This is a genomic window from Flagellimonas marinaquae (genome assembly GCF_003992675.1).
In the GTDB taxonomy this organism is placed as follows: domain Bacteria; phylum Bacteroidota; class Bacteroidia; order Flavobacteriales; family Flavobacteriaceae; genus Flagellimonas; species Flagellimonas marinaquae.
The window spans coordinates 329,201-341,416 of record NZ_RZMZ01000015.1; the positions used below are offsets into that span (position 1 = coordinate 329,201).

Below are 12,216 nucleotides of genomic sequence, written 5' to 3' on the forward strand. Positions count from 1 at the left end.
AAATATCGACATTATTGGTAAGGTATCAAAAGAAAGGAGTGTCTCGGAATGATACGGGGATAAGCATTATATTTAAAAAATGACTAAACTATCAAAATAGCATAGCAGGTGGACATGATCTTGAAGAACATCGGTAAGCATATATCGCTCAATCCATCAGAAAAAAGCCAGTTACTCTCCTTGCTACCATCCATCTCCGTTCCGAAAAAGGAAATCATTATTGACCAAGGGCGCATTTGTGACACCCTGTTTTTTGTGGAATCTGGAAGTTTTCGGGCGTATAACCTTAACAAGGACGGCAAGGAATCCACCATCATGTTTGCACCCAAGGATTGGTGGGTTACCGACATGAATTCCTTTTTGAACAAAGTACCTTCTTTACTTTCATTGGAAGCTTTGGAAAATAGTATGGTATACACCTTAAGTCGGTCAAATTTTGATGATTTGCTCAATAAAATACCCAAGTTGGAACGCTTTTTCAGAATTCTTTTCCAAAAGGCCTACATCAGGGAACAATTAAGAGTTTTGGACAATATATCTTTGACAACCGAAGAAAGGTATCTCAACTTTATTCGCAAGTACCCCGATTTGGCGGAGAAGGTAACGCAAAAGCAAATTGCTTCCTATCTTGGGGTAACCCCAGAATTTTTGAGCTCGGTAAAAAAGAAATAGTTGGGCTTAAACTATCTTAAGTTTAAATTCAAGGTATTTGATTTTATTTACCAAAAACTTTCTAAAATGATGATGATTCTAATCGCTGGACCTTACAGGAGTGGCACCCAAAATGATCCGGCACGCATTAAAAAAAACATGGACAAATTGGAAGCCCAAGCTTTGCCCGTATTCCGCAAGGGGCATGTTCCCATGATCGGGGAATGGGCAGCCAATCCACTCATTGAACTTGCGGGTTCCAAAGAAGTAGGGGATGACATATTCAATGAGATCCAATATCCTGTGGCGCATCGATTGTTGCGAAAGTGTGACGCCGTTTTGCGCATTGAAGGGGAATCGGTAGGCGCTGATCAGGATGTGGAATTGGCCAAAAAACTTGGACTAAAAATTTATTACGATATCAATGACATCCCAAATGCAGAACAATAGAGTCAGAAACATAGAACGGGAATTGCTTTCGGATAACTGGTATTCCCTAGAAAAAATCACCTTTGAATATCTGCGCGACGATGGGGTCTGGGAAAAGCAGATTCGCGAAGCCTACGATCGTGGCAATGGAGCAGTAATTTTATTGTACAACGTGGAAAAAGAAACGGTGGTGCTTACCAAACAGTTTCGAATGCCCACCTATGTGAACGGCAATACGGATGGAATGATGATTGAAGCTTGTGCTGGAATTTTAGAAAAAGGCAATGCCGAAGAAACCATTAAAATGGAAGTAGAGGAGGAAACAGGCTATAAGATTGATCATGTAAAGAAGGTCTTTGAGTCCTACATGTCGCCAGGTTCGGTTACCGAAATCCTGTATTTTTTTATTGGCGCTTACGAAGATGGGATGAAAGTTAGCGAAGGGGGTGGTGCCGATGATGAAACGGAAAACATTGAGGTCTTGGAGATGGGTTTTAATGAAGCCTTGGGTATGGTAAAATCTGGAGAGATTAGAGATGCCAAGACCATAATGTTGTTGCAATACGCCCAGATTGAGGGAATTTTTAATCAATAATGCTCGTAGAGATGCTTTAGGGTAGTATACATTTGTTCCCTGATGACTTGGGAAGGCACCCTAAAATGATTGTTCATAAAACTGAAGATGAGCAATTTGCCCGATTTTGTTTTGATGTAGCCGCTCAAATTATAATTGTTGCCCATAGAACCGGATTTCGCAAAAAGAAAAGGCTCCGTGGTCGTGTCCTCCCATTCTTCGACCGTGCTATCCGGACCCCACATGGGGAAAATAGCGAACAGGCGGTCCTCTGGAAGTTCATCGTGTAATTTTTGAAGGATGTGGACAAACGAACGTGGGGTAAACAGGTTGTAGCGCGAAAGCCCAGAACCATCTACCCAGCGAGGCTGCTGGGCAAGGTCTTTTAGATCATTTCCCAACATATAGTCTATTGCCTTTTGGGTGCTCAGGGTATCGGAAATCATACCAGAGGCTGCCAACAACAATTGTTCGGCCAAAAAGTTGTCGCTTACAAATAGCATTCGTTTGTATATGGAATCGGTGTCCACACCATAAATCACCTGTTTTTTCCCTTCGGGAAACTGTTTAGCCAAGACAATCTCCTTGCCCAAAACTGATTCCAACAATCCCTTGCTTAGGGTATCATTGGTGATGAAGGGGATTTCCAACGTATCCTGTTCGGTTGGGGATATGTAAAACCTATTCTGAAACTCTTCGCGATGTATCGTCGTATCCTTTAGGGTAATCTGATTTTTGAAATTTCCAGGGGAAACCTCCAATGCGTCATTGTTGGACATCATGACCACATTTCCATAAAGGGGCAACATGGATTTTTCCGGTGAAAAGTAAGTGTCGTAATCCTCCCATGCCCAGCCGGGTCCGAACCGTTTTTCTTGATGGTTTTTGGTGAAAAGGGCCAGATTTCCTTGTTTTTGGAGCCAATGGATTGCTGTACTGTCCTTAAAGTAAGGATGTAGCCAAGTGGGGTCGCCGGTTCCCTCGAAAAAAACAGTATCGTTTGCGACCATATACCGCAATGCAGGTATGTTTTTGGGCAGCAAACGGAGCCCGGTATAAAAGGTTACAATCTTTGTGTTACTGGCAGGGGTAAAATAAGCATCACCGTTCACTGCATAAATTTCCTTATCGGTATTGGCATCGATGATCACAAGCCCATGAAAGGAATGACGAAAGGATTCATCCGCCATTCGTTGATTCAATGTCCTTTTCAGCGAAGAGCAACCCGTCATCAAAAAAGCAATAAACAATGTTTTGATAATCAGTGGGTTGATTGGTTTTTTGGGGGGTTTATGCATCGGTTATCTTCATCGATTTTAACAACAACATATTTATTTTTTAACTGGAAGTTAAGTTTTTTAAACGGCTTTTTTGCTAATTTAGAACATAACCTATTGACCCAATTTAATCAAATTATTATGCCTAGAGCTATGTTAGAATACACCAAAACAATCCTTCAAAAGGTGAGTTTTGATGCGAAACTTTTTGCTAGGGAACTTCAAAAGGCAATTTCGAGACTGTTGCCCAACGAAGTAGAAGAGCTGAAAATCTGGTTGCAATTTTATATTGTGGATAAACCAGAATTACGTCCAACATTACTACTGTTAAAAAAGTAAACACAAACCGAAGAGCCGCTAAAAAGCGGCTCTTTTAATTTTTGGCCAATGGGCTGATGATTTTGACATCCTGAAAGGCAATGGCCCCTCGTACTATACTGGAAACGACTTCCCTCAAGGCATCCGTAATCTGTATTTTTAGCTCGCTTTTATGGTAGATCATACTTATTTCCCTAGCGGGCACAGGATTTTTAAATGATTTTAAATTTACGGTCTTTTGTTTGTCCAAATGTAAGGTGTTCAAATAGGGAAGGAGGGTCATGCCCATACCCTCATCGGCCAAGCTCACCAAGGTTTCAAAACTGCCACTTTCTATCTTAAAATGTTCGCCACTTAGGTTTTGCGATGCTTTACATAGATTGATGACCCCTTCTCTAAAACAGTGTCCATCTTGTAGCAAAAGAACATCACTTACGTCTAAATGTTCGGTGGTTAATTGTTCCTCTGCAGCCAAACGGTGGTTTTTTGGGACATATCCCACAAAAGGCTCGTAATAGAGGGGGCGCTCCTTGATAAATTCAATTTCCAAAGGAGTAGCGGCAATTCCAGCATCCAAATGACCGTCCAAGATATTCTTGATCATGGTTTGGGTGGACTGCTCTTTGATAATAAGGTTTACTTTGGGATATTTTTTGATAAAGGCGTTCAGGAACATGGGCAGCAGTGTTGGCATTACCGTTGGAATGATGCCCAAGGTGTAGTCTCCTCCAATGTACCCTTTATCCTGATCTACAATATCTTTGATGCGTTCCGCTTCTGCCACAATATTTTTGGCTTGTGCCACGATTTTCTTTCCGACTTCCGTGATGGTGATGGGCTTTTTGCTGCGGTCAAAAATGAGAATGTCGAGTTCGTCCTCCAACTTCTGAACTTGCATGCTCAGGGTAGGCTGGGTCACAAAACTTTTCTCTGCGGCCAAGGTAAAGTTCTTGTGTTCCGCAACGGCCAATACATACTGTAGTTGGGTAATGGTCATCCAATAATAAGTTTAGGACATAAAAGTATAAAAAACCATCAGTCTAATCTATAGAAGAAAAACTGAAATCGTGGATGACAGTGGTTTTAAAACAAAAAGGCTGTCTAAAAAGCTGATTAACTGTAAGTTAGAGCGCAGTCGAGACCTTAAAATACATTGATAATCAATGGGTTTCGACTGCGCTCAACCTGACAAAGTTCAAATATTATCGCTTTTTAGACGACCTAATCGTTCAATGTTCAGCTATTATCCTTAGAACCGGATGTTGAACTCCAAATTTTCCTCGCCAACTTGGAACTGGGCGCTGTTGAAGTTTGGCGGACCCATGGTCATATCGTTGCCGGACATTCCGTAGCTCTCTTTGGGCATTCCGTTTGGCTCATAATCCATACGTTTGTTTCCGTTGGCATCGTGCAGGGCCATGATGGCATAAGCCCCAGGGGCAACATTGGTAAAGGTCACGGTAACTTTTCCATCTTCAATGTTGCTTTGGAGGTTTTGTATTCCAGGACCTTTCATAAAGGTGTCGGCGGTGTGCAGCCCCAGAAGAACTTGACCCTCATTGCTCTGAACGTTGTCAATGGTTACGGTAATATCCACCCCATCCTTGTCTTGCGCACTGGCGATGATACTTACCAAGAAAAAACTTAAAGCTAGTGTTACAGTTTTCATATGATTTGTTTTTGATGATTTGTATGCCACAAAGTTGCTGCAAGTGATTCGTGTAACAAATTCAAGATGACTGAAATGTGGAATTTAAGGAGTGAATTGCAAAGGGGAAAATAGGATTTCAATTCAGGTGTAAAAAATAACAATTGGGTATTTCGTTTTGGTTTGCCTTCCAAGAGCGAGGCAATTTTGTGGCATCAAACAAAACGAACAGTCATGAAAAACAGCATTCTTCTTATCCTCTTACTGCTTACTTCTGGTACGCTTCTCGCGCAACAAACGATATCAGGAACGGTAACGGATGCCAAGAACAATCCTATCGAGGGGGCGAACATTTATTTGGAGGGCACCTATGACGGGGCATCTTCCGAAGCCCAAGGAAAATTCACTTTTGAAACGGAGGAGGAGGGTTTGCAAACCTTGGTCGTTTCCATGTTGTCCTATGAAACGCACTACGAGGCAGGAGACATCTCCTATTTCACCGATATTCAAATAAAGCTGTCGGAGTCCTTCAATTCGTTGGATGGGGTTACCTTGACCGCTGGTACTTTTGAAGCCGGGGACAATTCAAAGGCATCGGTATTGAAGCCTTTGGATATTGTGACCACCGCGGGTGCGGCTGGAGATTTTGTGGCTGCATTGCAGACCTTGCCCGGAACCACAACGGTTAACGAAGATGGCCGGTTGTTTGTACGAGGTGGTACCGCCGATGAAACGCAAGTCTTTATTGACGGACTCCGGGTTTTTCAACCCTTTAATGCCACTGCCAACAATACTCCGACCCGAGGCAGGTTCTCGCCTTTTTTGTTTAAGGGCATCTCTTTTAGCACGGGTGGGTATTCCGCCGAATATGGGCAAGCCTTGTCCAGTGTGCTTCTGCTGAACACTACCGATGTTCCGGTTCAGGAGCAAACGGATATTTCAGTCATGAGCGTAGGAGGGGGTGTTGGGCATACCAAAATATGGAACGAAGACCAATCCTTGAGCCTCAATGTCAACTACCTGAACCTTGCCCCCTATGAAGAGTTGATACCATCCACCCAAGGTATGCGCTGGATAAGTCCATTTGAATCCATTTCTGGTGAGACTGTGTTTCGGAGCAAGGGCGAAAAAAGCATGTTCAAACTCTACACGGGTTTTAACCATGCCAATTTGGACATAGAGCAAGAGGACATCAATTTTGATGACTTTGTACGGTTTCGATTAAGGAACAGTAATTTATACTTCAATGCTTCCTACAAGTACTATTTTGAAAATGATTGGAGCCTTACCTCAGGAGCTTCCATTGCTTGGGACACCAACGATATCGGTATTATTGAAGACAAGGTCGATACCAAGGACACTTCGTCCCATCTGAAGTTGAAAGCTAGAAAAAACTTTAGCAATCGGTTCGATTTGAGTTTTGGGGTGGAGTATTTCCATACCGATTATGAAGAAACCTACGAGGATGCGGCCAACAATCAGTTCGAGAATGGCTTTGTGGACGGTCTTTGGGGCGCTTTTGCGGAATCCGATATCTTTTTGTCCAATCAATTTGCGATGAAACTAGGTGTTAGGGCCGAGCAGACAAGTCTCTTGGATGAATTTCGGGTATCCCCGCGGGCTTCCTTGGCTTACAAACCCTGGGAAAACGGGCAATTTTCGTTGGCTTATGGAGATTTTTACCAACGACCGCTCACTGAAGTAGTGAAGTTTAATACGGAGGTGGGCATGGAGAAGGCATCCCATTATATCCTTAACTATCAATATATCAACAATGGCAAAACCTTTAGGGCGGAAGGCTACTATAAGGATTATGACCAATTGATACGATTCGATACCAAAATGCCACAGTTCAATTCCGCATACTCCAATGCTGGGGATGGTTATGCGATGGGAATCGATATATTTTGGAGGGACAGCAAAAGCATAGAAAACTTGGATTATTGGGCATCCTACTCCTATTTGGATACGGAAAGACAGTACAGGAACTTTCCGGAAAGGGCCACACCTAATTTTGCGCCAAAGCACAACCTATCGTTGGTTACCAAATATTGGGTGAACGATTTGAGGTCACAAATTGGTTTTTCCTATGCCTATGCTACGGGGAGACCGTATAATAACCCCAATACCGCGGATTTTATGGGGGAACGAACAAGGTCTTTTAGCAACTTGAGCTTTAACTGGGCTTATTTGATAGACCAACAAAAAATACTCTACTTTTCAGTGAACAACCTTTTGGGCACAAACAATATTAGCAACTATCAATACGCCAACACACCCAATGCGGATGGTGTTTTCGACAGAAGGGCCATTACTCCGCCAGCGGATAGTTTTTTCTTTGTTGGCTTTTTCTGGACCATAAGCACGGATGGAAAGAGCAATCAATTGGACAATCTTTAGATCATTGCTGCATTTTCAGGTAATAATCCACCGAATGTTTTCCCGAACCGTATACAATAAAGAAGAGTGTGGTAAGAAGTACAATAATGGCCAGTATAAGGTTATTGGTGTCCATCTGGCCCAAAAAATTGGTAAGGATGGCCCCAAACAGGATGGGCAATTGTGCAATGGCGGCCCAGCGCGTTAGCAATCCCACAACAATGAGCAAACCTCCCACAAAGTGGGCCGGAATCAAGTAGTGTAGAAAGATCATACCACCAGGTAACTCCTGAAAAGGACTGGCAAGTCGCTCCATCTCTTGATAGTTGTTCATAAATTCGATGCCTTTTATAAAAAAGACAACACCCAACAAGATCCGTATCAGGTCCAGTAGGAGGTAGGTATGGGCATTCGCCCATTTATTGAGCTTTTTGATGAGACCCATGACGAAGAAATTTAAAAGTGTCTTTATAAGGTACTCATTTTTAGTGATATATGGTAGAAAAAGTGATTAAACCTCTCCATGAACGGGGATTTGTACAACTTCCCTTGCGAAATGGGTAAGGCTCAGATGATGTTTAGTTCCATTTGAATATCACTTCGGCTGTACGGTGAAGCTATCCTGACCATTTCCCGGAAGCCCAATTTTTTATAAAGTGACAAGGCGGGTCCTAGTTTTCGGTTGCTTTCCAAGAACAGTTTTTTTGCGCCCAATTCTTTTGCTTTGGCAATAACATGCTCGCCCAACAGCTTTCCAATGCCTTTTCCCTGTGCTTTTGGGGATACTCCCATTTTGGACAGCTCAAAATCGTAACCTTCATGGATGCAGGGAATCAAGGCACATACACCCACCGCCTCTCCTTCCCATAGGGCAACAGCGATATAGCCTCCCTTGTCCAATATATATTCCTTTGGATGGTTGAGAGCTCGTTTATCCATCTCTTCCAACTCAAAATAAGTTAGGATCCATTCTTCGTTCAGTCGCCTAAAATCATCCTGATAGGCATCAGAATACGGAATTATCAAGGGAATTGTATCCATTGGAGAGGTTTCTGTTGATTTTTACCGTCAAAAATAAATTGAATTCCAGTAACATCCGTCAATTGAAATGGGGTATTCATGGATTGAAACGGCCTATCCGTCAATTGGGCGTTCCATTCAACGAAAAAATTACCTTTTGGTCGAGAAAATAATTAGTTTTACATTACGTTTTAGTGGTAAAATTCTTACAAGGTCCCAAATCTTGCAAATAAAGAACTTAAAAACATATCAGCCTGTTCCCATCGGGCGCATTAACCTACAAACCCCAATCGGCTATGGAGATAAAACTACCCCAGTTTCCCCAAACTGTATTCCCGTCCCAAGTTGAGCGCTTCCTTTACGCGTTCTTCATTGTTATTTTTCTTGGCCTTCCCATTCAGGCACAGGAGGAAAACAATCCTTATGTGAGCTACGATGTCCCGTTTCAAAATCTGTTGAAATTCAATAGATTTTTGATCAACCCCACCTTTTCGTCCATACGCGAGGACAAATCGTATATCAATTTCTTTCACCGAAGCCAGAGCGCAGATTTCGACAACAACCGCCAGAACTATTTTTTGAGTTATAGCGGAAGGTTGAGCGATAAGATCGGCCTAGGTTTCAGTCTTTACAACCAACGTGAGGGGGTAATTTCCAACCTTGGTGTCATGGCCAATTATTCCCACGGTATCCAGTTAGGCGAGGAGAGTAGTTTAACATTTGGGGTAAATATCCCTTATTATGTGAGCAGTTATGATCCCAGCAGGGCAGTTGCCTTGGAGGAAGACCCAGTGCTCAACGAAGCAAGCGAAAGTTCCATTCTTTCCTTTCAGCCAGGTCTCAATCTAACCATAGGCAAGTTTGATTTTGGTGTCTTTGCCCAAAATTTGGTGGATTTCAATTTAAGATCCGGGGAATCCTTGACCAATTTCAACCAAAAGACCTTTTCCGGTCATGTACAATACGTACAGGACATGGCAAGTGGAAGCGGTATTTTTGAGGATGCCCGTTTAATGCCTTTGGCGCGTGTGCGTTTTGAAGGCGGCGAAGACCCGATTTTTGGTGGAGGTGTGATTTTTGACCTACCTAAACTGGGATGGATACAAGGTGGATATGACCAATTTTATGGTGCTTCGGCAGGAACGGGTTTTAACTTGAACCAAAGGCTATCCTTTGGCTATAATTTTGAGAAAAGTCTCAACAATAGTATTGCCAATCTTGGGGTGACCCACGAAATCTCAATCGCTTATTCCTTTGTGCCCAATTTGTCCAAGAACACCTTTATGGTTTCCAATGAGGATGAAGAGAACAAGTTGGAAAATAATAGTGTGGCTGATGCTGGTGAAGAAACGAAGAAAACCGAAACGAACAGTAAGCTGGATGCAAAAACTACCTTGAGACCGACCAATCAGGAGGATAGGGCCTACTGGGAAGAGCGTATTGCCCAATTGCAGCAAGAGCAAGAAGATAGCTATGCCGTAATCGATGATCTGCTGTACAAAATGGATTCCATGAAGCAGAGTAGGGAAGAGGATATGGAAAAACGCTTTGAAATGGTGATGCGATTGGTAAAACGCCATAACGGCGATGACATTCCCGGGATTGAAGCCAAAGCACAAAAATTATACACCGTCGATAGCCAGCAATTGGACTCCGTTTACAATTCCATTGAAAACTCCATGAACACTGCTTTGGCGCAGCAAACGAAAAAAGCAAGTGCAACCGCTAAACCAATACAAGAAGGGTCTTTTCATGGTGGCGCCTTTGAACCGATTGAAAAATACATCAGTCTGGAAGGAGTTGGGCAAGGGCATTACATTGTGGCCAATGTGTTCAAGAACGAGACTTACCTTAAAAACTTTATGGAAGAGTTAAAGAGCCAAGGATTGGAGGCACAATACTTCAAGAATCCAGAAAACGGACTCAACTATGTGTACTTGGCCAAATTTGAAGAGAATGAACTGGCCTATGAGGCTTACCGATCCAAAATGGAAGGGAAATATCGAGATGAAATTTGGATCATGCATGTGGAAAATTCAAGGTATGCCAACTGGGCGGACGCCATTTTCCAAGATATTGAATGAGACCTTTACTCTTTGTTGTTTTGCATCAAAGACGCAACGCCCTGGCTCCCCGAGTCGGGGCGTTCCTTTAGCTCCGAGACGATTTTTTTATGATCTGCAGCACGGGTCTGCGAAAGTTTGTAAGTGGCTTGAATATCGGATATGCGTATCTCAAAACCAACCACTCCCTTTACTTGGCGAAGGGTTTGCGGCGACATGTGGTCCAAGGAGATAGGATTTTTGGAGTCTCTCTCATATTTGTTCACCAACCGATGCATTGAGGCCATGGTTTCATCTTCGCTCAATACCCGAAGAGCTCCATAAACATGCACGGCAACGTAGTTCCAGGTGGGTACCTCTTCTTCCTTGTACCATGAAGAGGAAACATAAGCGTGGGGACCGTTGAAAATACAGAGCACTTCTGCTTCGTTCCTGAAATATTTCCATTGTGGATTGGCTTTGGCTATGTGCCCGACCAAAACATCATTTCCATGTTCATCTTCTTCCAATTCCAATGGAATATGGGTGCCCCAAGGCTTGTTTTCCATAACATTGATGAGAATGCCAAAACTGTTTTTTTTAATAAACTTCTTGACTTCTTCAGTATCGTGATTTTGGTAATGTGGTGGGATGTACATATGGATTGAACCTATGGTTTTCAAATGTAAAAAGGTAAAGGTAGTAAATAAGCTTTCTTGCCATAGGATTTTTGATGCCCTGATTCAAGGGTCATAAAAAAAGACCCAATTAAGGGCCTTTTCTGTCAATAGTATCTGTGGAACCTAATTTATTCCATGGGTTCCATTTCTTCCTCTGCCATTTTGGCTTCGGCTTCTATTTTTTGAAGTTCCATCACAATTTCAGAAGGGTCCCAATAGCCATGCTCTCTCACTATTTTCCCATCCACAAATTGATAGGTCAAATGTATGGGGATATAGATATCCTTGTTATTGGCGGCCAGGGTTCCTTTCCAGCCCAACCAACAATTCACCCAAGTTTCCCCATCGTCGGTAACCACCATTTCATATTCCATGTTGTCTCCACCAAAACCTCTGGAGGCATAATTCTGATCCGATTGTTTGTGATAGTCCATGGCCTCGCTAGGGGACATAGGATTGTTAATGGTGTTGTAGTAGGTTTTGGAGGTGTCGGCATACATACTGGTATCGTACGTTTTACTGTTGTAATTGGAAATCAGTTTTTTAACGGTGTTTATTTCCGGTGAATCCTGTGTATACCTTACAGGACCTTGTTGGCATGCACTGAAGGCCAGTACAGCAATAGCGCAAAGGAAAATTACTTTTTTCATTGTCTTTTGAATTAAGGTTAATTATTTATAGTGAAAACACGGTCAACCGTTGACCGGAATTTTTCCAAAGAAATAGCCAGAACTACACAGATAGGTGTACAGATTGGCAATGATAAAGGTGGTTGCGAAGCAACCGAATGCTTATTGGGGATACAACTTGCCTTTTCATCCACAAAGGATAATTCAGTGACAAGTACTTGGGTCTATTGAAAAAGGAAATACGCCGTAAGTGTTTTGTTTGATTAGTGTTTTACGGCCTTTATAAAGGTAGTAAAAAACTGTAAGAGAGCGGCTTAAAAATAAAATCAATACAGGTACTGTGGTAAAAAAAGCGTTGTTAAGATGTTTTTCTGACAATATGGGACTATTGCCTTTCCAATCTTGTACGGAAAGGAAGTCGAAAATCTAACCTTGAGATTAAATAGGTGAAGGAAGTGAGTCAGTATGATAGTGCTAGTGTAGCCAAGAAAGCATTCTACCATAGTTGAATACAATAGTTGTTTTCATGACTTGTCAGCGGATAATTGGGAGTAAAATCTACAGTCTAT

13 protein-coding genes are annotated in these 12,216 nt (G+C 42.4%); 6 read left to right on the plus strand and 7 right to left on the minus strand.

What is annotated here, in order from left to right; translation table 11 throughout:
• Window positions 1–114: 114 nt before the first annotated feature.
• The 3 genes from EO130_RS10840 to EO130_RS10850 all read left to right on the plus strand — a co-directional run bounded on the left by EO130_RS10840 (window position 115) and on the right by EO130_RS10850 (window position 1,675).
• Window positions 115–672: a Crp/Fnr family transcriptional regulator gene (locus EO130_RS10840; protein ID WP_127142073.1), complete on the plus strand. Its 558-nt coding sequence runs from the start codon at window positions 115–117 to the stop codon at window positions 670–672.
• Between the two features lie 66 nt (window positions 673–738).
• Window positions 739–1,101 carry a DUF4406 domain-containing protein gene (locus EO130_RS10845; RefSeq protein ID WP_241244342.1) on the plus strand — a complete coding sequence of 121 codons (363 nt, stop codon included), beginning with the start codon at window positions 739–741 and terminating at the stop codon, window positions 1,099–1,101.
• Complete coding sequence (locus EO130_RS10850) at window positions 1,088–1,675, plus strand: NUDIX domain-containing protein (protein ID WP_127141530.1); 588 nt, start codon at window positions 1,088–1,090, stop codon at window positions 1,673–1,675. Before EO130_RS10845 ends, EO130_RS10850 begins: the two co-directional genes overlap by 14 nt.
• Here EO130_RS10850 and EO130_RS10855 read toward each other — a convergent pair.
• Window positions 1,669–2,844, minus strand: a complete 1,176-nt coding sequence (locus EO130_RS10855; protein WP_241244343.1) for a D-alanyl-D-alanine carboxypeptidase — start codon at window positions 2,842–2,844, stop codon at window positions 1,669–1,671. The genes EO130_RS10850 and EO130_RS10855 overlap by 7 nt on opposite strands.
• A gap of 228 nt (window positions 2,845–3,072) precedes the next feature.
• Between EO130_RS10855 and EO130_RS10860 the strand changes: the two genes are divergently transcribed.
• Complete coding sequence (locus tag EO130_RS10860; protein WP_127141532.1) at window positions 3,073–3,270, plus strand: hypothetical protein; 198 nt, start codon at window positions 3,073–3,075, stop codon at window positions 3,268–3,270.
• 34 nt (window positions 3,271–3,304) lie between these two features.
• On the opposite strand, the gene EO130_RS10865 is transcribed toward EO130_RS10860, so the two are convergent.
• Together EO130_RS10865 and EO130_RS10870 are read right to left on the minus strand one after the other, a co-directional pair.
• A complete protein-coding gene (locus EO130_RS10865) occupies window positions 3,305–4,246 on the minus strand; it encodes a LysR substrate-binding domain-containing protein (protein WP_127141533.1) in 942 nt (313 codons plus the stop codon).
• Window positions 4,247–4,498: 252 nt separating this feature from the next.
• Window positions 4,499–4,918 carry a DUF2141 domain-containing protein gene (locus EO130_RS10870; protein ID WP_127141534.1) on the minus strand — a complete coding sequence of 140 codons (420 nt, stop codon included), beginning with the start codon at window positions 4,916–4,918 and terminating at the stop codon, window positions 4,499–4,501.
• A 213-nt stretch (window positions 4,919–5,131) separates the two neighbouring features.
• Here EO130_RS10870 and EO130_RS10875 point away from each other — a divergent pair, with 213 nt between their 5' ends.
• Window positions 5,132–7,297, plus strand: a complete 2,166-nt coding sequence (locus EO130_RS10875) for a TonB-dependent receptor (protein WP_127141535.1) — start codon at window positions 5,132–5,134, stop codon at window positions 7,295–7,297.
• A 1-nt stretch (window position 7,298) separates the two neighbouring features.
• On the opposite strand, the gene EO130_RS10880 is transcribed toward EO130_RS10875, so the two are convergent.
• Window positions 7,299–7,721, minus strand: a complete 423-nt coding sequence (locus tag EO130_RS10880) for a DoxX family protein (RefSeq protein WP_127141536.1) — start codon at window positions 7,719–7,721, stop codon at window positions 7,299–7,301.
• A 122-nt stretch (window positions 7,722–7,843) separates the two neighbouring features.
• The gene (locus EO130_RS10885) at window positions 7,844–8,317 is read right to left on the minus strand and encodes a GNAT family N-acetyltransferase (RefSeq protein WP_127141537.1); all 474 of its coding nucleotides are present in this window, start codon (window positions 8,315–8,317) and stop codon (window positions 7,844–7,846) included.
• Between the two features lie 275 nt (window positions 8,318–8,592).
• Between EO130_RS10885 and EO130_RS10890 the strand changes: the two genes are divergently transcribed.
• A complete protein-coding gene (locus tag EO130_RS10890) occupies window positions 8,593–10,380 on the plus strand; it encodes a PorP/SprF family type IX secretion system membrane protein (protein ID WP_127141538.1) in 1,788 nt (595 codons plus the stop codon).
• Window positions 10,381–10,385: 5 nt separating this feature from the next.
• Here EO130_RS10890 and EO130_RS10895 read toward each other — a convergent pair whose 3' ends face one another.
• Together EO130_RS10895 and EO130_RS10900 are read right to left on the minus strand one after the other, a co-directional pair.
• Window positions 10,386–11,021 (minus strand): FMN-binding negative transcriptional regulator, encoded by a 636-nt coding sequence (locus tag EO130_RS10895; RefSeq protein WP_313781393.1) that lies wholly within the window; start codon window positions 11,019–11,021, stop codon window positions 10,386–10,388.
• Window positions 11,022–11,146: 125 nt separating this feature from the next.
• Window positions 11,147–11,668 (minus strand): nuclear transport factor 2-like protein, encoded by a 522-nt coding sequence (locus EO130_RS10900; RefSeq protein ID WP_127141539.1) that lies wholly within the window; start codon window positions 11,666–11,668, stop codon window positions 11,147–11,149.
• Between the last annotated feature and the right edge of the window lie 548 nt (window positions 11,669–12,216).

Coding starts and splice junctions, on each gene's coding strand:
- EO130_RS10875 (WP_127141535.1), top strand. CDS start 5,132: ATGAAAAACAGCATTCTTCTTATCCTCTTACTGCTTACTTCTGGTACG.
- EO130_RS10885 (WP_127141537.1), bottom strand. CDS start 8,317: ATGGATACAATTCCCTTGATAATTCCGTATTCTGATGCCTATCAGGAT.
- EO130_RS10870 (WP_127141534.1), bottom strand. CDS start 4,918: ATGAAAACTGTAACACTAGCTTTAAGTTTTTTCTTGGTAAGTATCATC.
- EO130_RS10845 (WP_241244342.1), top strand. CDS start 739: ATGATGATGATTCTAATCGCTGGACCTTACAGGAGTGGCACCCAAAAT.
- EO130_RS10840 (WP_127142073.1), top strand. CDS start 115: ATGATCTTGAAGAACATCGGTAAGCATATATCGCTCAATCCATCAGAA.
- EO130_RS10900 (WP_127141539.1), bottom strand. CDS start 11,668: ATGAAAAAAGTAATTTTCCTTTGCGCTATTGCTGTACTGGCCTTCAGT.
- EO130_RS10860 (WP_127141532.1), top strand. CDS start 3,073: ATGCCTAGAGCTATGTTAGAATACACCAAAACAATCCTTCAAAAGGTG.
- EO130_RS10890 (WP_127141538.1), top strand. CDS start 8,593: ATGGAGATAAAACTACCCCAGTTTCCCCAAACTGTATTCCCGTCCCAA.
- EO130_RS10880 (WP_127141536.1), bottom strand. CDS start 7,721: ATGGGTCTCATCAAAAAGCTCAATAAATGGGCGAATGCCCATACCTAC.
- EO130_RS10850 (WP_127141530.1), top strand. CDS start 1,088: ATGCAGAACAATAGAGTCAGAAACATAGAACGGGAATTGCTTTCGGAT.
- EO130_RS10865 (WP_127141533.1), bottom strand. CDS start 4,246: ATGACCATTACCCAACTACAGTATGTATTGGCCGTTGCGGAACACAAG.
- EO130_RS10855 (WP_241244343.1), bottom strand. CDS start 2,844: ATGGCGGATGAATCCTTTCGTCATTCCTTTCATGGGCTTGTGATCATC.